General features: G+C 27.1%; 14 protein-coding genes. 12 read left to right on the top strand and 2 right to left on the bottom strand.

Annotated elements, in window-relative coordinates; translation table 11 throughout:
- Nucleotides 1-51 precede the first annotated feature (51 nt).
- From ACUN06_RS09155 to ltrA, 5 genes are all read left to right on the top strand, one after another.
- Nucleotides 52-1,272, top strand: a complete 1,221-nt coding sequence (locus ACUN06_RS09155; protein WP_302541856.1) for an exonuclease SbcCD subunit D — start codon at nucleotides 52-54, stop codon at nucleotides 1,270-1,272.
- Nucleotides 1,259-4,750, top strand: coding sequence for an AAA family ATPase (locus ACUN06_RS09150; RefSeq protein WP_449389682.1), 3,492 nt, complete (start codon nucleotides 1,259-1,261; stop codon nucleotides 4,748-4,750). The genes ACUN06_RS09155 and ACUN06_RS09150 overlap by 14 nt, the downstream gene beginning before the upstream one ends.
- A 306-nt stretch (nucleotides 4,751-5,056) precedes the next feature.
- A complete protein-coding gene (locus ACUN06_RS09145) occupies nucleotides 5,057-5,773 on the top strand; it encodes a lysophospholipid acyltransferase family protein (protein WP_294125867.1) in 717 nt (238 codons plus the stop codon).
- Nucleotides 5,774-5,809: 36 nt separating this feature from the next.
- Nucleotides 5,810-8,107, top strand: coding sequence for a bifunctional glutamate--cysteine ligase GshA/glutathione synthetase GshB (gshAB, locus tag ACUN06_RS09140; protein ID WP_449389681.1), 2,298 nt, complete (start codon nucleotides 5,810-5,812; stop codon nucleotides 8,105-8,107).
- Nucleotides 8,108-8,638: 531 nt separating this feature from the next.
- A complete protein-coding gene (gene ltrA, locus ACUN06_RS09135) occupies nucleotides 8,639-10,054 on the top strand; it encodes a group II intron reverse transcriptase/maturase (RefSeq protein ID WP_291734288.1) in 1,416 nt (471 codons plus the stop codon).
- A 95-nt stretch (nucleotides 10,055-10,149) separates the two neighbouring features.
- Here ltrA and ACUN06_RS09130 read toward each other — a convergent pair whose 3' ends face one another.
- Complete coding sequence (locus tag ACUN06_RS09130; protein ID WP_291732314.1) at nucleotides 10,150-11,178, bottom strand: threonine aldolase family protein; 1,029 nt, start codon at nucleotides 11,176-11,178, stop codon at nucleotides 10,150-10,152.
- A 212-nt stretch (nucleotides 11,179-11,390) separates the two neighbouring features.
- Between ACUN06_RS09130 and ACUN06_RS09125 the strand changes: the two genes are divergently transcribed.
- Both ACUN06_RS09125 and ACUN06_RS09120 read left to right on the top strand, forming a co-directional pair.
- Complete coding sequence (locus ACUN06_RS09125) at nucleotides 11,391-11,942, top strand: helix-turn-helix domain-containing protein (RefSeq protein WP_294125863.1); 552 nt, start codon at nucleotides 11,391-11,393, stop codon at nucleotides 11,940-11,942.
- A 618-nt stretch (nucleotides 11,943-12,560) separates the two neighbouring features.
- Nucleotides 12,561-14,225 carry a ribonuclease J gene (locus ACUN06_RS09120; RefSeq protein ID WP_303188759.1) on the top strand — a complete coding sequence of 555 codons (1,665 nt, stop codon included), beginning with the start codon at nucleotides 12,561-12,563 and terminating at the stop codon, nucleotides 14,223-14,225.
- A 167-nt stretch (nucleotides 14,226-14,392) separates the two neighbouring features.
- On the opposite strand, the gene ACUN06_RS09115 is transcribed toward ACUN06_RS09120, so the two are convergent.
- Complete coding sequence (locus ACUN06_RS09115; RefSeq protein WP_291732307.1) at nucleotides 14,393-14,854, bottom strand: YopX family protein; 462 nt, start codon at nucleotides 14,852-14,854, stop codon at nucleotides 14,393-14,395.
- 255 nt (nucleotides 14,855-15,109) lie between these two features.
- Between ACUN06_RS09115 and ACUN06_RS09110 the strand changes: the two genes are divergently transcribed.
- The 5 genes from ACUN06_RS09110 to ACUN06_RS09090 all read left to right on the top strand — a co-directional run bounded on the left by ACUN06_RS09110 (nucleotide 15,110) and on the right by ACUN06_RS09090 (nucleotide 20,849).
- The gene (locus tag ACUN06_RS09110; RefSeq protein ID WP_449389680.1) at nucleotides 15,110-15,850 is read left to right on the top strand and encodes a hypothetical protein; all 741 of its coding nucleotides are present in this window, start codon (nucleotides 15,110-15,112) and stop codon (nucleotides 15,848-15,850) included.
- Nucleotides 15,851-16,032: 182 nt separating this feature from the next.
- Nucleotides 16,033-16,455: a DUF3783 domain-containing protein gene (locus ACUN06_RS09105; protein WP_294367392.1), complete on the top strand. Its 423-nt coding sequence runs from the start codon at nucleotides 16,033-16,035 to the stop codon at nucleotides 16,453-16,455.
- Between the two features lie 171 nt (nucleotides 16,456-16,626).
- Complete coding sequence (locus ACUN06_RS09100; protein WP_449389679.1) at nucleotides 16,627-18,642, top strand: amylo-alpha-1,6-glucosidase; 2,016 nt, start codon at nucleotides 16,627-16,629, stop codon at nucleotides 18,640-18,642.
- A gap of 74 nt (nucleotides 18,643-18,716) precedes the next feature.
- On the top strand, nucleotides 18,717-19,562 hold the full coding sequence (locus ACUN06_RS09095) for a hypothetical protein (RefSeq protein WP_449389678.1): 846 nt from the start codon (nucleotides 18,717-18,719) through the stop codon (nucleotides 19,560-19,562).
- 291 nt (nucleotides 19,563-19,853) lie between these two features.
- On the top strand, nucleotides 19,854-20,849 hold the full coding sequence (locus ACUN06_RS09090; RefSeq protein WP_291735794.1) for a C39 family peptidase: 996 nt from the start codon (nucleotides 19,854-19,856) through the stop codon (nucleotides 20,847-20,849).
- Nucleotides 20,850-20,913: the final 64 nt, after the last annotated feature.

Here is a 20,913-nt window from a genome sequence, read left to right as displayed (position 1 = left end):
TTGAATAATAGGAATAATTAATAATAAATAGAAGTTAAGGGAGGCAGTATTTTGAGAATATTACATACTGGTGACTGGCATCTTGGTAAGAATTTAGAAGGTGCAAGCAGAATGGATGAACAAGAATTATTTTTAAATGATTTTGTAGATATAGTTGAGAAAAATAAAGTTGACTTAGTTATTATTGCAGGTGATGTTTATGATAATAGCAATCCTCCAGCAAGGGCAGAAAAGATGTTTTATGATACATTAAAAAAGCTTTCTAAAAATGGGGAAAGGTTGATTTTGGTTATTGCAGGAAATCATGATAATCCAGAAAGATTAGTTGCAGCAGGACCTCTTGCAATGGAGCATGGAATAATAATGTCTGGGACACCAAAAACAGTAATTCAATGTGGGGAATATGGGCAACATAAGGTTATTAATTCTGGAGAAGGGTTTATTGAAGTAGAAATTAATAATGAAAAAGCAGTGATATTAACTGTATCATATCCAAGTGAAAAAAGGTTAAATGAAGTTCTTTATGGTGAAATGGATAGTGATGAAGATAGGGTAAAGACTTATGGTGAAAGAATAAAGTCATTATTTGATTCTTTAGAGAAGAATTATAGAAGTGATACGATTAATTTAGTTGTTTCGCATTTATTTGCAATGGGAAGTGAAGAAGGGGGATCAGAAAGAAGTATTCAATTAGGGGGAAGCTATATTGTTAATGGGTCATGTTTTCCAAAGGAAGCTCAATATATAGCATTAGGTCATGTGCACAAGCCACAAATAGTACCAGGAACAAATAAAAAAGCAAGATATTCAGGTTCTCCACTTCATTATAATAAAAAGGAAATAAATATTACAAAGAAGTGTTTCATAATTGATGTAAAAGCTAATGAAGAATGTGTTGTTAATGAAATTGAACTTAAGGTTTATAAGCCAATAGAAGTTTGGAAATGTGAAAGTATAAGTGATGCAATTGATAAATGTGAAGAAAATAAGGATAGGAATTGCTGGGTTTATTTAGAGGTGAAGTGTGATAGGTATATAAGAGAAGATGAAATAAAGAAGATGAAGGGAATTAAAAAGGATATTTTGGAGATAATACCAAAGCTTCAAAGTGATGAGGAAGATGAAAGTGCAGTAACTATTCAAGAAAAGTCTTTTGAAGAAATATTTAGGGAGTTTTATAAAAAGGAAAGAAATATAGAGGCTGATGATGAAGTTGTAAACTTATTATTAAAACTTGTAAGTGAAGAGGGGGATGAAGATGAGGCCAATTAAACTTACAGTAAAGGGATTAAATAGTTTTATTGAAGAGCAAAGTGTTGATTTTGAAAAATTAACTGACAGAGGATTATTTGGTATATTTGGGCCAACTGGAAGTGGTAAGTCAACAATTTTAGATGGTATAACATTAGCTTTGTATGGTGATGTTTCAAGAAAAAGTTCTAATTATATTAATACAAATTGTGAAAAGGCAAATGTTAGTTTTGAATTTCAAATATCCGGTGCAGAAATAAAAAGGTATATTGTAACAAGGGAATTTAAAAGAGATAAAAAGTCAGGAAATCCTGTTTCAGGCAAGTGTAAAATGGTTGACATAACAAATGGAGAAGATGTTTTAGCTGATAAGGTTAAAAGTGTAACTGATAAATGCAAGGAAGTAATAGGGTTAAGCTTAGAGGATTTTACAAGGACAGTTGTTTTGCCTCAAGGGAAGTTTTCAGAGTTCTTAAAATTAGAAGGAAAGCCAAGAAGGGAAATGCTTGAGAGACTTTTTAATTTAGGACAATATGGTGATGAGTTATCAGGAAAGTTATTAAGGGAAATTAGTAAGGAAAAGAATGCAGGAAATATTTTAGCTGGACAGCTTAAGGGATATGAAGATATAAGTGAAGCTAAGAAAATTGAAAAGGAAGAAAGTTTAAAAATAAGTATTGAAAATTTAAAAAATATTAATGATGAGCTTAAGGAAATAGAAAAGGATTTTAAGGAAAAATCAGAACTTTGGAATTTGCAGCTTGAAATAAGTGATTATAAGGAAAAGGAAAGTATACTTGTTGAAAGGGGAAATGAAATAAATTTAATTAGGAAAAAAATTAAATTTGCTGAATCAGCAAATAAGGTTAATCCTTATGTTATTGCTTATGAAGATACTTTAAAAAATATTGATTTAACAGAAAAAGAATTAAGTCAATTAAAAGATAAATGTGAAGAGTTAAAAGAGAAAAAGTTAAGTATTGAATTAAAATGGAATAATATTAAGAAAATTAAGGATGATAAGCTTCCTCAATATAAAATTCAAGAAGAAAAAATAAAGGATGCAATAGAAGATAAAAAAGCATTAAATATTTTAGAAGAAGAAATTAAAAAAATTAATAATAATATAAGCTTATTAAATAAGAAGAAAAAGGAAAATGAAGATAAGTTATTAGATTCTGAAGAGAGATTAAAGAAGGGTAATGCTTTATTAAAAGAAAAAGAAGAATATAGAGACACATTAAATATAAATAGTGAATTAAAGCAGGATGTTTTGCAAGGTGTAGTAATTACAAATGATTATAATAGTTTATTAAAAGTTGTAAGTGATTATAATATAAAAATAAAGAGATTGAAGGATGTAGTAGATAGTTCATTAAAGGAAAAGAAAGTATTAGATATTGAACTTAATGATAAGGAAAATTTATTGAAAAGTAATGAAAAAGCCTTAGAAGAATTGAATAAAAATTGTCCTGGAAGTCAAGAAGAATTATTTAATTTGCAACAAAAGCATTTAGAGTTAACAAGAAAACTGGATATATTTAATAAATCTAAGGAAGATATAAATAAAAATAAAAACTTAATAAATGAGCTGGAAAGGGAAGTTGAAGTTAAAAAGAAAGAATTTGAGCTTTTAGAAAATGAAATAAAGAAAATAAGCAGTTATATACTTGAAATAGAAAGAGAAAATTTAGCTTATAAGCTAAGAAGTGAATTAAAGGATGGAGATATTTGTCCAGTTTGTGGTTCTGCTCATCATCATAAGGAGAATATTAAGCATATAGAATTTAAGGAAAGTATCAAGTTTGAAGAGGAAAAATCATTAAAGGAAAAATGTGCAAGTGATTTAGATAGTATTATAAAATCTATGGAAGCTAAAATTAAGGTAGCAAAAGAAAAAATAGAAGAAGAAAAAGTTGTAATAAAACATTTGGGAGAGGATTTTAATGAAGGTTTGGTAAGGACTTCGCAAGTTAAAATTAGTGAATTAAAAGCAAGCCTTGATGATTATAATGTTAAAAAAGAAGAATTAGAAAAAATAATAAAATTATTAAGTGATGAATTTAATATATTAAAGCTTAAGTTTACCAAATTAGAAGCTAAAATAAGCAGTGATGAAAAAACATTAATGCAATTAAAAGAAGAATTTAATGATAATGAAGCTAAATTTAAGGAAATTGAAAATGAATTGAATTTACTTAAAGAAAAAACTAAAGTTGAGAATTTTATAACTAAAAATGAAGAAATAAATACAATTGAAAAAGAAAAAGAAGATATAGAAAAAGTTATTAAAAGTTATAGAAATAGATTAGAAGAATTAAATAATAATAAAGATGAAGCAATAAAAAGTTTAAATGAAACTTCAAATGAATTAGGTAAATTTAATACTGCTTTAGAGGAAAAAGCTAAAGTTAGAGAAGAAAGCTTAGTTAAGATAAGAAGTAAAGTTGAAGATGTAAATAATATTGAAGAGATATTAAAAAATATTCAAAATGAAATAAAATCAATTGAAGAAAATTATATTTTAATAGAAAAGCAAAAGGAAAAAGCTGATAAGGATTATGAAGAATGTAATTTAAAAGTAAATGGTATAACAGGAAAATGTACAGAGCTTTATAAGCGAAAAGTTAATGAAAAAGAAAAGTTATATGAGGTATTACAAGAAGAAAACTTTTTAAATATAAATGAAGTTAAAGAAAATGTCTTAAATAAAAATAAAATAGAAGAATTAAAATTAGAAGTTGATAATTATAATAATGATTTGGCTAAAATTAAAGGTGCAATAGAAAGTGTTTCTCAAAAAATTAATAATAGAAAATTAGCTAAAGAGGAATGGACTGAAATACAAAATAAGAAAGAAGAAAAGGAAAGCCAAGTTAAGGAATTAGAAGAAGTGAAAATTAAGCTTCAAGAAGAGGTTAAGTTAATAAAAGAAAAATTATTAGAACAAATGGATTTACTAAAGGAAAAGGAAAAGCTAGATCATAAGTTAGCCTTGTTAAATGATTTGGATAAATTGTTTAAGGGTAAAAAGTTTGTTGAATTTGTTGCTGCTACAAGATTGAAATATGTTTCTTTAGAAGCAAGTAGAAAATTAAAGGAAGTAACTAATGGAAATTATGGGTTAGAAGTTGATGAAGATGGAAAATTCATTATTAGGGATTATAAAAATGGTGGAGCAGGAAGGGATGCATCTACTTTATCTGGAGGAGAAACTTTCTTAGCATCACTTGCATTATCACTTGCTTTATCAGCAGAAATTCAGCTTAAGGGGACAGCACCACTTGAGTTATTTTTCTTAGATGAAGGGTTTGGAACTTTAGATGACAATCTTTTAGAAGTTGTTATGAGTTCTCTTGAAAGAATTCATAATGATAAATTAAAAGTTGGTATTATAAGTCATGTTGAAAGTATTAAAAATAGGGTGCCAGTTAAATTATTGGTAACTCCTGCTCAAGCTGGAATGGGCGGAAGTAAGGTTAAGATAGAAAGAAGTTAATATTATAACAATAAGGAGCTGAACATTTCAGCTCCTTATTGTTATGTTATAGAAGAATGTTGTTAAGATAGAAGATAGTTGTTTGGTATTAGAGTATTAGCATCTGTTATATCAAAATGTTGTTGATAGAAAGCTTGGACAAAATAGGACAATAAATAAGCTTTGTAATATGACTTTATGATATGTTATAGAACAATGTTGTTAGTATAGGAAAGTATTAGTTTTTAATATGTGAAAATTCACGATAATTATGATAGAATTGACATTATGATAAGTAATTAAACAAACATTAGGAGGAAGGAAATTTTGTTAATCAAAGGCATAAAATATTCATTTTATATGATTTTTGCTAGATTAAAAGGATTGAAGTATGAACATATAAAAAAAACTAAAGGTATAGAAGAAGCAACAGAATATGCAGCTAAGAGTATATATTTATGGTCAAAGTTCACTATAAATATAATAGGGATGAATATTAAAGTTGTTGGGAAAGAAAATATACCAAAGGATGCTTGTGTATTTGTAGGAAATCATACAAGTATATTAGATATTCCAGTTATATTTTATTCAGCAGATAGGCATATAGGATTTATATCTAAAAAGGAAGTCTTAAAAGTGCCTGTTTTAAGCTATTGGTTGGAAAGAGGTAAATGTATTGCATTAGATAGGCAAAACCCTAGAGATGGAGTAAGAATGATAAATGAGGGGGTTAAAAATTTAAAAGAAGGATATTCAATGATGATTTTTCCAGAGGGAACTAGAAGTTTGGATGGGAAAACATTACCTTTTAAAAAGGGAAGTATGAAGCTTGCAATAAAAGCAAAGGCTCCTATAGTACCTGTTACTATAGATTCTTCATTTACTTCATTTGAAAAAAATAATAAGTTTAAGCCTTCAACAGTTATTGTAACTTTCCATAAGGCTATAGAAACTGCAAATATAACAAAGGATGAAGAAAAAGATTTAGCTGAAAATGTGAGAAATATAATAATAAGCTCCCTAAGAGATGAATATAAAAATTAATTTTATCATTAAGCATAGTAAGGAGAAATTAAAATAATGTTAGATAAAATAAAAGAATTATTTACTGGAAATGAAATTATAAGTGGAAATTTTGGAATTGAAAGAGAAGCTTTAAGAGTTGATGAAAGTGGAAATTTAGCAACAACAGATCATCCAGAGATATTTGGAGATAAATCTGAAAATCCATATATAACAACAGATTTTTCAGAAAGTCAGGTTGAAGTTATAACACCAGCATTTAAAAAGTCTGAAGAAGCATATAAGTTTACAAGAGTACTTTATGATATTGTTGCAACAGAAATAGGAGATGAATATCTTTGGGCAGAATCAATGCCATGTATTATTCCAGAGGATGATAAGATACCAGTTGCAAAGTTTAAAAATGCTAGCAAGGAAGCTCAGGAATATAGAGAAAAATTATTAAAGAAATATGGAGGTAAAAAACAATTAATTTCAGGAATTCATTATAATTTTTCTTTTGATGAAGATATAATAAAGAAATTATATGAAAATAGTGATAAGAATGATTCATATAAAATTTTTAAAAATAGCATTTATTTAAAGGTAGCAAGAAATTATTTAAGATATAGATGGATTATAGTATATCTTTTAGGAGCTGCACCAATTGTTCATGGAAGTTTTATCACTGAAAATAAATGTCCATTAATGAAGTTAACTAAAAATGGTTATAGCAGTAATGGAGCTATTTCACATAGAAATGGAAAATGTGGGTATAAAAATAAAGTAGATTTATTTCCAAGTTATAAAACTGTAGAAGATTATATTGGTAGTATTAATGGTTATTTAAAAGATGAAATTATTGAAAGTCATAAGGAAGTTTATAGTCATGTAAGATTAAAACCTAGTGATACAAATAATTTTATGGAATCTTTAATTAATGATGGAATTAAGTATTTAGAATATAGAACAATTGATATTAATCCATTTGAAAAGGGTGGAATAAGCTTAGAAGATTTAAAATTCTTGGAAATATTTAATGTATATTTATTATTGAAAGAAGAAAGTACTTTTGAAAAGTGGCAAGAAGAAGCATTAGAAAACCAGCAGTTAGTTGCAGTTTCAGGACTTAATGATATTGAATTAAGTAAGGATGGAAAAGCAATTGATAAGGTTGAATATGGATTAGAAATATTAAATGAAATAAAGGCAATTAATAATGAGCTTAATTTAAATTATGAAGATGTTATAAATAGAATGATAGATAAGTTTAATGATAGCAAATTAACTTATGCTTATAAGGTTTCAGAGTTAATAAGAGAAAATGGATATGTTGATACATTTTTAAATTTAGCAAAAAAATATAAGAAAGAAGCATATAATAATAGATTTAAATTAGAGGGGTATGAAGATTTAGAATTATCTACTCAAATTTTAATGAAGGAATCTATTAAAAGAGGTATTACTGTAAATTTAGTAGATAGAAGTGAAAATTTTATATCTTTAAAGAAAAATGAAAAAATTGAGTATGTAAAACAAGCTACTAAAACATCAAAGGATACTTATGTTTCTGTATTAATAATGGAAAATAAAACTGTAACTAAAAAAGTGTTAGCACAAAAAGGTGTTAAGGTTCCAGAAGGTGATGAATTTAATAGTATTGAAGAGGCAAAGTTAAAAGCGGGAAATTATATAAATAAGCCAGTTGTTATAAAGCCTAAGAGTACTAATTTTGGAATTGGAATTAATATTTTTCCTAATGGTGCAAACTTAGAAGATATAGTTCATGCCTTTGAAATTGCTTTTAAAAATGATAATACTGTTTTAATTGAAGAATTTATAAAGGGAAAAGAATATAGATTTTTAGTTATTGATGATGAAGTTGTAGGAATACTTCATAGAGTTCCTGCTAATGTTATTGGTGATGGTGAAAAGACTATAAGTGAACTTGTAGAAATTAAAAATCAAGATCCATTAAGAGGAAAGGGATATGTAACACCTTTAGAAAAAATAAGATTAGAAGAAAATGCAGCCTTATTCTTAAAGCAACAAGGAAAGGATTTTAATTATATACCTAAAAAAGATGAAATAGTTTATTTAAGGGAAAATTCTAATATAAGTACAGGTGGAGATAGTGTGGATTATACAGATGATATTCCACAAAAGTTTAAGGAAATTGCAGTTAATGCAGCAAGGGCAGCAGGAGCAAAGATTTGTGGTGTTGATATGATGCTTGAAGATTATAGTGATGAAAATACTAATTATGCAATAATAGAATTAAACTTTAATCCAGCAATTCACATTCACTCTTATCCTTATAAAGGTAAAGAAAGAAATATAGCAAAACATGTTTTAAAGCTTTTAGAACTTATATAAACTTCAATTTAAACTATTTAAATTTATAGAAAGGTATTTTTACTTTTTATATTTGTATAAGTGAATATTGTAATTTAGTATAGGGAAAGTAAATACTTTTCCTATACTAATATGTGTGCCCAGCATGGGCACGTACTCGTCGGTGAAAGTCCGATATGGGGGTTGATAGTGCCAACCATTAGCCAAGGACAAGGGTGTCCATCGTGAGGTGGAATCTGAAGGAAGTCGGAGGCAAAACCTTGGTCTGAGGTATACGAATCACATTTGAGGCTTATCTCTATGGGTGAACTTGCATATCAAAGTAAAGCCCTAAACTATCCGAAATAGAGAAAGTATATGTGGCAGATATATGAGGTGAAAGTACGTGTTCTTACCTGGGGAGGTCTGATAGATACATCTAAAATAGATTAATTTCTAATAGATAACCTATATAGTGATATATAGCTGAACTATCAGAAGTCAGCAGATGTCATAGTAACTCCGCTAATCGCGATAGCGGACGAAGGACTGAACGTTAGGAGGTTTACAACTTTGGATAAATCAAAGAAATTACAAAGAAAACAGAAAACTCAATATAGAGACCAAGTGGTGGAAGTAGAAGTGGAACTTCAAGGTAAATCAAAGGTGCAGAGTAATTTTATGGTTTTACCAAATAGGGAAAGCGTAAACGATGAAACATTTGATACTAGTATGTTACTTGAAGAAGTTCTTGAAAGAAATAATATGCTTTTAGCACTTAAGAGAGTAATTAGTAATAAAGGTAGCCATGGAGTTGATGGAATGAAAATCGATGAACTTCGAGAGCATATCAAAAAACATTGGGATACAATTAAAGCTAAAATACTAGAAAGTAAATATAATCCATCACCAGTAAGAAGAGTAGAGATACCTAAAGTTGATGGAGGAGTTAGACTATTAGGGATACCAACTGTGCAAGATAGATTAATACAACAAGCAATAGCTCAAGTTTTATCTAGAATTTATGAACCACTATTTTCAAACAATAGCTTTGGCTTCCGACCTCGTAGAGGAGCAAAGGATGCAGTAACAAAATCGAAGCAATACATAAACGAGGGAAATAGATGGGTTATAGATATGGATTTAGAGAAATTCTTTGATAAAGTTAACCATGATATTCTTATGGGGAAACTTGAAAAGAAGATAAAAGACAAACGACTATTATCATTAATAAGAAAATACTTAAAAAGTGGAATTCTAATTAACGGCGTTTCTGTAACAAGTGCAGAAGGAACTCCGCAAGGCGGTCCGTTAAGTCCATTACTAGCAAACATAATGCTTGATGAATTAGACAAGGAACTTGAAAAGAGAGGACACAAATTTTGTAGGTATGCAGATGATAATAATGTATATGTTAAAAGTAAAAGAGCAGGCATAAGAGTAATGGAATCTATGATAAAACTTATAGAAAATAAGTTAAAACTTAAGGTAAACAAGGATAAAAGTGCAGTAGACTTTGTATCTAAAAGAAAATTCTTAGGGTTTTCTTTCTACTTTGCGAAGGGCGGAGCAGAAATAAGAATTCATGAAAAATCAATCAAGAGATTTAAAGATAAAATTAAGTTCTACACTAATAGAAATATAGGGATTAGTATGGAATCTAGACTAAAGAAATTAAATCAAATAATGATGGGTTGGATTAATTATTATGGAATAGCTAACGCGGTGGCGAAGCTAAAAGAACTAGATAAATGGATTAGAAGAAGACTAAGAGCTTGCATATGGAAACAATGGAAGAAGATTAGCACCAGACATAGAAATCTAGTAAAACTAGGAATTAATAAATACAAAGCATGGGAATATGCAAATACAAGAAAAGGCTACTGGAGAATATCCAAGAGCCCAATCTTAAGCAAATCTCTAAATAACAAATATCTAGAATCACTAGGATTTGTTAGTCTAACACAAACATATCAAATGATGCATTAAATTCTAATGAACCGCCGTATACCGAACGGTACGTACGGTGGTGTGAGAGGACGCTAAATAAAATAATTATTTAGCTCCTACTCGATAATTTATAATTATTTTGTAAGGCTTTTTAAATCTTCAATAAATTTTAAAACAAATTCTTCTTGTGTTGCCCATGAAGTTACAAGTCTAATAGATGAATTATTTTCATCAATTTTTGACCATACATAAAATAAATATTTTTCTTGAAGTTTTTCAATTATTTCATTAGGAAGAATAGGGAAAATTTGATTTGTTGGAGAATGAGTTAAAAATTTATATCCCATTGAAGTAATTTCATTTCTAAGTAAGATAGCCATATTATTTGCATGTTTTGCAAGATCAAAATAAAGGTTATCTTTAAATAGTTCAAAAAATTGTATTCCTAAAATTCTTCCTTTAGCTAAAAGTGCACCTCTTTGCTTTATATTAAATCTAAAGTTTTCTTTTAATGAATCATTACAAATAACTAATGCTTCACCTAATAAAGCACCATTTTTTGTACCACCAATATAAAATGCATCAGTTAAGTTTCCATAGTCTGAAAGTTCTATATCATTTTCATCAGAGCATAATGCTGACCCAAGTCTTGCGCCATCAACAAATAAAAGCAATTTGTTTTCTTTACAGAAGTTGCTTAATTGTTCAAGTTCACTTTTATTATAAATAGAACCAATTTCTGTAGGATTAGATATATAAACTAATTTAGGCTTTACCATATGTTCATCAGTATGAATATCAAGCACAGATTGAATATGTTCAGGATTAAGTTTTCCATCATTTACTTCAACAGAAATTACTTTATGACCTGTTGCTTCAATAGCACCTGTTTCGTGAACTAAAATATGCCCAGTATCTGCAGCAATTGCAGCTTCATAAGGCTTTAAAAAAGAAGATAGTGAAACAAGGTTAGTTGCAGTACCTCCAACAAAAAAATGAATATCTATATTATCATTTTTAATTTTTTCTTTTAATAATTCAATGGCATTAGCTGTATATTTATCATATCCATATCCTTCGCTTTGCTCAAGATTAGATTCTACTAAAGCATTTAAGATTTTATGATGAGCTCCTTCGCTATAATCATTTTTAAAACTATACATATATTTTACCTCCTATTAATTTCAAATAATAACTTTTCTGTTTTTTATTGATTTATGTATAAAATAGCATTTATTATAAAAATATAAAAATAAAGAAAGAAATTATTTTATTCGATATATCGAATTTTAGTATTGTATATCGAATTATATATGGTTTGTAATATAATTTCAAGTATTTATAAAATTATTTATTTAAGAAAGAGATTAGTTTTATGAAAAATATTAATACGAATATAGGAAAAAATTTAAAAAGGATAAGAAAATTAAGAGGCTTAACTATAGATGCGTTAGCTACTAGTTCAGGTGTAAGTAAGAGTATGATAAGTGAAATAGAAAGAGGAATTAGAAATCCATCAATAACTATAATTTGGAGTCTTGCAAATGCTTTAAAAACACCATTAAATTATTTTTTAAAGGAAGATAGTTCAAATTCTCCAATGATATATAAGATGGGGACTAATCCAAGTGTAGAAGGAAATGGATATTCATTTCACCCTTTAATGAATTTTGATGAAGATAAAAAATTTGAAATATATTTTAATGAATATATGCCTAATTCTGAAACAGAAGATTCTTTTCATTATGAGGGGGTAGAAGAATATCTTTTAGTAACATCAGGAACTTTAGTGTTAAGTTTAGAAGAAAAGAAATATATAGTTAATGAAGGGGAAGTAATTCATTTTATAGCAGATAAGCCACATCATTATTGTAATGAGACAGAAAATGTAGCTAAGGCTTTTATATTGATGTTTTATACTAAATAGATAAAATTTAAGATTAAACTATTTATTTTTTCATATAATGTATTTTAATTGTAATGTGGAAATAAAAATATTGTTTAAATTTATAATGTGAAAGCTGAAATGTACTTATTTATCCTAAAATAAAATAAAGGAAAAAGTTATTTTTCTTTAAGATTTATTAAAAATTTAATATAAGTTTTAAGACTCAAAATGGCTATTATCGAAATATGATGATGGCTTATTTGCAGTTATTTTTTAGATTTGCACTTTGGAGAAATATAAATTTAGTTGAAAAAAAGTGGCAAATTCGATATAATGACTTATAACATGAAATAAATTAAATGAATATAGTTAGTAGTTTTTAAATGTATTTATTTAATTTATTTTATAATTAGGACGTGGAAATTATATTTAAGTACATCTTAGCAACATTAAACAAGTAATAAATTAACATAGTCAGATGTTAAGCTTTGTAAATGCAATGTTAAGGAAATAGCTTTTAAAGTATTTTTGTTAATTAAGTGAATTTGACGTATTAATTTATAAAAAAATATAAATATAAAAAAAGTTGATTAAAAAACAGCTTTTATTTTTGTGTAAATAATTACAGTAAATATAGATAAAATATGGAGGATTTAGATGGAAAGCAAGAAGAAGATAAAGGTCATACCATTAGGTGGACTTGGGGAAGTTGGTAAGAATATAACGGTAATAGAATATGGTGATGAGATAATTGTAATAGATTGTGGGATGACTTTTCCTGACACAGAAATGTATGGGATAGATATAGTAATTCCTGATGTAAGTTATTTAGTTGAAAACATTGATAGAGTAAAAGGATTTTTTATAACACATGGACATGAGGACCATATAGGGGCAATACCATATATTTTAAAGCAAGTTAATGTTCCTATATTTGCAACTCAATTAACAGCAGGATTAATTGAAAGTAAATTAGAAGAACATAAAATGCTTGATAAGGTAAGTATAAATATTGTAAAGCAAGGAGATATAGTAAAATTAGATAAATTAAAGGTAGAATTTATAAGGACTAACCACAGTATAGCCGACAGTTGTGCATTAGCAATTCATACACCTATTGGAATAGTTGTTCATACTGGAGATTTTAAGGTGGATTTTACTCCAGTTGATGGAAAGGTAATAGATTTACAAAGATTTGCTAAGCTTGGTAAGCAGGGTGTTTTATTACTTATGGCAGATAGTACTAATGCTTGTCATCCAGGATATACTATGTCAGAAAAAAGTGTTGGAGAAAAATTAGATAATTTATTTTCTAAAGGTAAGGGAAGGATAATAGTTGCTACATTTGCATCAAATATTCATAGATTACAACAAATAATTAATTCATCAATTAAATATGGTAGAAAAATTGCTTTTAGTGGAAGAAGTATGGAGAAAATTTCAGAAGTTGCAGGTAAACTTGGTTATTTAGATATGCCAGAAGGATTATTAATTGATTTAAAAGATTTAAAGCTTTATAACAATAATCAAATAACAATTGTAACTACGGGAAGTCAAGGAGAGCCAATGTCTGCTCTTACTAGAATTGCATCATCTACTCATAAGAGTATACAAATTGAAAAAGATGATATGATAATTATTTCTGCAAGTCCAATACCAGGTAATGAAAAGGCTGTATCAAAAGTTATAAATGAATTAACTCATAAGGGAGCAGAAGTTATTTATAAGTCAATTGAGGAAATACATGTTTCAGGTCATGCTTGTGAACAAGAATTGAAGCTTATACATTCTATGTTAAAACCAAAATATTTTGTTCCAGTTCATGGTGAATATAAGCATTTAAGAAAGCATATTTTAATAGCTGAAGAAGTAGGATTAGAAAAAGGAAAATCATTTATATTAGAAAATGGTGATGTTTTAAGTTTAAATAGAAAATCAGCAGCTATTATTAATAAAGTTCAATCGGGCAATGTATTAGTAGATGGTAGTGGAATTGGTGATGTTGGAAATATAGTATTAAAAGATAGAAGGAATTTATCTAAAGATGGTATAATAAATGTTATTGTTGCAATTGAAAGAGAAAGTCATACAATTGTTGGTGGACCTGATATAATAACTAGAGGGTTTGTATATGTCAGAGAATCAGAAGCATTAGTGAATGAAATAAAAGAAATTTCATATGAAAGTATACAAAAATCTATAGATAATAATATATTTAAGTGGTCTGAAATAAAAAATAATATAAGAAATGATATAGGTTCATTTATATATAGCAAAACAAAAAGAAAGCCTATAATAGTACCAATAATAATGGAAGTTTAATAAAATGGGGATGTGGCATTAAGAATAAATACTACAATATATTGTATTAATTTTTATTTTTTTAAATAATATATTGTGTATAAAATTTTTAGTGCGACATCCCCTTTTTTATGAGAAATAAGTTTAATAAAGTAAAAAATGAATTAAGAAAAGTGTAAGAAAGATTTTCATATTTTAGCAGAAATTTTAATTTTGCTATTATTTTTACTAAGCTTATAAGTGAAAATATTTCCTATTATTTTAACAGGTTTATGATTAGCAAAGGTTGTTAAGTATAAAAGGTCTTTAAATTTATCAATATACATATTTTCATCAAAAGCAATTTGTTCTATATTTCCAGATAAAATTTGTTTTGCAATAAAACATCCATTTTCATAAATAACTTGTGAAGTTTTTTTATAAGTAAAACTATTTTCTTGATAAATTATTACATCACCTTCATAAATTTCACGATTTGAAGAATCATAAATTCCAGTAGGCATTAATAATTGACAATCATTAAAAGAAATAGTTTCTTCTTCATCTTTATCATAATAATAAACTTGCTTTTCTATATAATCAATCCTAGTAACTTTAAAACACTTTTTTGAAATTTTATTATATATTTTAAATTTAAGCTCATCATGCATAAAAAACACTCCAATCCATATATATTATTAAAAATACTATAAACTATATTATATTATAACAAATTGGAAAATATTTGAAAATATTTTTTTAGAAAATTACATAACAAATTTGTTAAATTCATAAATATAAGTTATGAAAGTAATAAACTTAAGGGTTGGTGAGGGCAAATTATTAATATTGATAAAATTAAAAAAGATGATGGAAAGTACTATATAATAAAATTTAGAATAAGTCACAATTTTGATTTGGGAAAAATGTATATAGGAGATGACAAAGTTTTATATTTGTTTAATAAAGAATATGAAAAATTTGCATTAAATGCATTAAAGCAAATAGATAGCTTAAAATATGCAAATGAAGATATGAAAAAAGAATTTAATATATATTTTCCTAAATTAGAGACAAGCTTTAAAACAACTATTGGACAAGTAGGGATTGTTTTTAAAAAAGAGGAAGATTTAATTTTATTAAGAGATTTATTATCTTATTGTAATGGTAAGTTATCTGTTAATACAGCAAGTTGGTTATTAAGTAGTTTATATAATATAATATGTTTTTTGCATTATAATGGTTTAACTCATAATGGAATTACAATAGATAGTTATTTTGTTTCAACAAAACATAGATATGGTGCACTAATTGGAGGTTGGTGGTATTCAGCTAAGGAGGGAAAAGAGCTTATTGGAGTGCCTAATAAAATTAAAGGATTAGTTCCTTATGAAATGAAAAGGAACAAAAAATCAAATTCTATTTTAGATTTAGAATCTATAAGGCTTTTAGGCAGATGTATACTTGGTGATAAAAATGGTAATTTATTATCGGTGGGTGGTAATGTTCCAAACACTCTTAATTTATGGTTAAAAGCTAATGCAGGTAATAATCCATTTGAAGAATATAGTATATGGTCTAATATTATGAATTGTATAGGAGAAAGAAAATTTATTAAAAAATCTATAAATAAAGATGAATTATATAAAAAGATAGGTGGAAAATAAATTTAAATTAGTAAGTGATAATTTTTAAATTTATTTCATGAAAAATGACTAATGAAAATTTAATTTTCAATTATGTTTTATAGAAAAGAAATAAGAAAATAATAATTTTGAAATGAATTATATGATATAATTGGGTTATAATTTAAATAAGAATAGCTAAAGCTAAAATGGAGGGCTTATATATGTCATTTACAAAATTAGATATGAATGATAATTCACAAGTTGAAGGAAGAGCTTGTGTAATTATTTATAATATAGGTGGTAAGGAACTTAAATCAATTAAAGGATATGCTTCGCTTTTAGGGGTTAGAGATCAAATAGTATTATATCCTAAAAATGCAGATACTGTTGTAAAAGATATATTAGAAAATAATATAAATTCAGATTGTTCTAATGGAAGAAAAGAAAGAGCCATAATATTTAATGCATTATCACCAGCAAAAATAAATGTATTTTTAGAAACACTAAGAAAATTAAAAATAAATAATGTTTTGAAAGCTACAGTAACACAAACATCAATTAATTGGACATTAAATGAAGTTGTTACAAATCTTTCTGCAGAGCATATTGCAATTAGCAAAGGAAATTTTGAAGCTCATAAATAAAATAATTTAGGAATTATAAATTTAAAGAAAATACTTTAAGTTATAATTCCTATTTTTATTATAAAAAAGCATTTTTGATTTATAAAGTAGCATATTTGTTTCATTGTTTGTATGAAAAGTTTTATGTATAATTTCATATATGTGATAACAATTACAAAAGGGGGAGAAGAAATGTATAAGTATGGAAGAGGAATGTGGAAGAGCATTGAAAATGGTAATGAATTATCATGGGTTATAGGAAATGGTATTGGTGGATATGCAAATCATACTGTTGCAGGAGGAGGGGCTCAAGCCTTTCATGGATATTTAGTTGCATCTTTAAATGCACCAGTTAATAGAAAAATGATTTTAACTAGAACTCAAGAAGAAATTATAATTGGAAATAATAAATATGATTTAACTTCTCAACAATATATAGGAACTTCAAAAAATGGGCAAGAATATTTAGAACAATTTATTTTAGATACAGTTCCGGAATATTATTATCAAATAGAAGATGTATCTATGAAAAAGACTATAGCAGTAGAGCATGAGCATAATACAGTAGTAGTATGCTATGAAGTTGAAAATGGAGTGGAGGAAGCAAAATTAAATATAATTCCGTTATTTAACTATAGGGAAGCAGGGGAAGTAAGTGAAAAAGCTGATTTAAAGTTTGATGTTAGTGTTAATGAAAATATTTTAACTTTAATACCACAAAAAAATAAGAATTTAAAAATAGAATTTTATACATCAGAAGGTGAATTTTTTGATAGAAGTTTAATTCCTACAAGTATGGCAACTCCAAATTATTTAATAGAAGAAAATCATTTTTATATGATAGACCATAGAACAGGATTTTTAGGAGTGGACAATCATTATACACCTTATGAAGTTAATATTAAATTAAATCCCTTTGAAAAAAAGAAATTTTATGTTAAATGTACAATTGAAGGATTAGATGATAAAAGCGGATTTGAAATAGTAAATGAATATAAAGAAAGAGCTGAAAGTTTAGTTAGAAATGCTAATTTAAATGACGAATTTGCAAATAACTTAGTTAAAGCAGGAGATCACTTTATTGTAAATAGAGAAAGTACAGGATTAAAAACTGTATTAGCAGGACTTCCTTGGTTTACAGACTGGGGAAGGGATACAATGATTGCATTTGAAGGACTTACTTTAGTTACAAAAAGGTTTAATGATGCAAGAGAAATTTTAGAATCCTTTGCAAAATACATTAAAAATGGTTTAGTTCCAAATGTATTTCCAGATGAAAATACTGAGCCTGGATATAACACAGTAGATGCTTCTCTTTGGTATTTTCAAGCAACATATAAATATTTAAAATATACAGGAGGTGAAAGAGATTATAAATTTATTGAAGAAAAAATTTATCCTAAATTAAAAGAAATTTATAAAGCATATTCAACTAAAACAGACTTTTCAATTGGAATGGATAGTGATGGATTGATTTTTGCAGGTGGAGGACTTGATCAAGTAACATGGATGGATGTAAGAGTTGGTGATTATGTTGTTACGCCAAGGCATGGAAAACCAGTTGAAATTAATGTTTTATGGTATAATGCATTAAAAATAATGGAAGAGTTATCAAGAGAATTTGGAGATAATAGCCTTGAATATGAAAATCTTGCTAATAAAGTTAAATCATCATTTAATGAAAGATTTTGGAATGAGGAAAAATCATGTCTTTATGATGTTGTAGATGAAAATGATGATAAAATAAGGCCTAATCAAATTTGGGCAGTATCATTGCCATTTTCAATTTTAGATATTGAAAAAGAAAAGAAAATAGTTAATACAGTTTATAAACATTTATATGCAACTTATGGATTAAGGTCTCTTTCTTTTATGGATAAAGAGTATAAAAGTAAGTATATAGGAAAATTATTTGATAGAGATTGTGCATATCATATGGGAACTACTTGGGGATTTTTAATTGGAGGATTTATAACAGCTTATTGTAAGGTTAATAATTATTCTGATTTAGCAATAAAAAAAGCAAACCATATGTGCAAGGTATTTGAAGATACTATGAATGATGGATGTATTAATGGGATTGCTGAAATATTTGATGGAGATTTTGCATGTACAGGAAGAGGGTGTTATTCACAAGCTTGGAGTGTGGCAGAAGTATTAAGAGCATATTCACAAGATGTATTGCCTTATTTAAATAAATTTCATTGAGTATTTAAAATACACCTTTTAATTTTTTTTGCGTATATTAGTATTATGACAAGTATAGATTAAGGGGGATAAAAATGGCAGACGAATATTATGGACAAAACTATGAATGGATTTATGATCCAGTTTCATATAGATGGTGTAAATGTGTTAGAGATTGTAGGGGAAGAATTATTTGTTATCAAGTAATACCAGGCCCTCCAGGTCCAACAGGTCCAACAGGGGCAACTGGAACTGGTGCTGGAGTAACAGGGCCAACTGGAGTAACAGGGCCAACTGGAGTAACAGGACCAACAGGACCAACAGGAGTTACAGGACCAACAGGAGTAACAGGTCCAACTGGAGTTACAGGACCAACAGGAGTAACTGGGGCAACCGGAGTTACAGGACCAACAGGGCCAACCGGAGTTACAGGACCAACAGGAGTAACAGGACCAACTGGAATAACAGGTCCAACAGGAGAATCATGTTGTTGTAAGAGTTCTGCTAATTATGTAATTTCCTTGATTCGTGGTCAAACAGGAATAGCATTAGCAGGTTTTAATACAACAATTAAAGGAAATGTAACACCAACAGGATATACTAGTACTAGCGACTTAGTAACAGTAAATTCAAATAATGTAAATTATACAGTATCTTTATGCAATGTAAAATTTATGACTTATCCAAATGAAATTACAGTTAATCCTACAATAGCTACACCAGATTGTTGTTGTAATAGTGATTTAGCAACTGCATTAACAGCTTATATTGGACGACAAATAGAAGTTAATGTTACTGATAATACAATATCATCATATAGACTTATTGTAAGAAATATATCAAATGGTATATTATTTGGTGAACTTCAAAATACAATAGAAGGAAATATAAATATAGCACTTCCTTTGTGTTCTATTTTTTCATTTTTACCAATCAATTAAGTAAAGTAATTAAATAATAAATTCAGGGGTTGTCGCACTAAAACCTTTATACACAATTTATTGTTTTAAAAAATAAAAATCAACACAATATATTGTAGTATTTATTCTTAATGCAACATCCCCTTTTTACATAAATAGATTTAATTAATATAATTATAAGTATAAAAATAAATGTTAAAATTTATTAATTATACAGAATAAAATGCTTATTACAAATAATTTTGTAGTGAGCATTTTTTTATATGTGAAATATAATAATATTTAAGAGCAGCTATTTAGGAGGAATATTATATGTTTAAGAGAAGATTAAATCCTGTTATTTTTCTTGATAAGAGAAAATTTAAAGTTCAAGAAGAAAAAAATAAAACAATATACTTATCAAAAGAAATAAAGATTAAAGATTTTAAAAAAATAATAATTTCCTGGAATATAGTAACACCAGTGGATTCATATGTGGATATTGAAGCTAGGGTTTTAGTAAATAATAATTTAAAAGAAAAAATATGGTCAAAATGGTTATCTTGGGGGAGATGGGGAACTAATATTAAAAGAGCATCAAATAGTAGTAATTGTACAGAAGCTAAAATTAATGTAGATACATTAACAATAAATGAAGGTTATATAGGAGAAGCTATTCAAATAAAAATAAGCAGTTATTATGATGATAAGGAATCAAAAGCTGATTTGCAACTTGTGGTAATTACTTATTGTGGAGAAAAAATTAATAATAAAAATGGAAAAGAAAAATTGATTAATAAATTAATAGAAACACCTTGTATTTCTCAAATGAAAAGAGAAGCAGAGATAGCTAATAGGATATGTAGTCCAACTAGTATGACTATGTTATTAAATAGACTTGGAGAAAATTTATTGGTTGAAGATGTTGCATATAAATGTTTTGATTATAAATATAATGAATTTGGAAATTGGTCATATAATGTAGCTTATGCTGGAAGTTTAGGATATAAGGCATATATTCAATTTGGAAATATTGATTTATTAATAAATGAACTTAATAAGGGGTATCCAGTAGAAGTGAGCGTAAAGTATACAAATGATATTAATAATAAATTATATCCATATATAGAAAATGCACCATTAACAACAAGTGGGCATTTAATAGTAGTATGTGGAATGGAATGTACTAAAAATAGCAAATATGTTATAGTTAATGATCCAGCAGCAAAGGAAAATAATGGGGTAAGATTAAAATATAAATTTGATGATTTTATGAAAGCTTGGGCTACATCTAATTATATAATGTATGTTATACACTATAAGGATTAAATAAATATAAAAGAATTTATGGGGCTGTTGCACTAAAATTTTTATACACAATATATTGTTTTGA

It is taken from the genome of Clostridium sp. ETTB3 (assembly GCF_053571985.1).
The sequence above is the reverse complement of the archived record's forward strand: the minus strand, read 5'-3'. Positions and strand labels throughout refer to the sequence as shown.

What these genes read in the sequence shown, in the direction of transcription:
- ACUN06_RS09150 (WP_449389682.1), top strand. Translation starts at nt 1,259, where the DNA reads ATGAGGCCAATTAAACTTACAGTAAAGGGATTAAATAGTTTTATTGAA.
- gshAB (WP_449389681.1), top strand. Translation starts at nt 5,810, where the DNA reads ATGTTAGATAAAATAAAAGAATTATTTACTGGAAATGAAATTATAAGT.
- ACUN06_RS09130 (WP_291732314.1), bottom strand. Translation starts at nt 11,178, where the DNA reads ATGTATAGTTTTAAAAATGATTATAGCGAAGGAGCTCATCATAAAATC.
- ACUN06_RS09125 (WP_294125863.1), top strand. Translation starts at nt 11,391, where the DNA reads ATGAAAAATATTAATACGAATATAGGAAAAAATTTAAAAAGGATAAGA.
- ACUN06_RS09120 (WP_303188759.1), top strand. Translation starts at nt 12,561, where the DNA reads ATGGAAAGCAAGAAGAAGATAAAGGTCATACCATTAGGTGGACTTGGG.
- ACUN06_RS09115 (WP_291732307.1), bottom strand. Translation starts at nt 14,854, where the DNA reads ATGCATGATGAGCTTAAATTTAAAATATATAATAAAATTTCAAAAAAG.
- ACUN06_RS09110 (WP_449389680.1), top strand. Translation starts at nt 15,110, where the DNA reads ATGTATATAGGAGATGACAAAGTTTTATATTTGTTTAATAAAGAATAT.
- ACUN06_RS09105 (WP_294367392.1), top strand. Translation starts at nt 16,033, where the DNA reads ATGTCATTTACAAAATTAGATATGAATGATAATTCACAAGTTGAAGGA.
- ACUN06_RS09100 (WP_449389679.1), top strand. Translation starts at nt 16,627, where the DNA reads ATGTATAAGTATGGAAGAGGAATGTGGAAGAGCATTGAAAATGGTAAT.
- ACUN06_RS09095 (WP_449389678.1), top strand. Translation starts at nt 18,717, where the DNA reads ATGGCAGACGAATATTATGGACAAAACTATGAATGGATTTATGATCCA.
- ACUN06_RS09090 (WP_291735794.1), top strand. Translation starts at nt 19,854, where the DNA reads ATGTTTAAGAGAAGATTAAATCCTGTTATTTTTCTTGATAAGAGAAAA.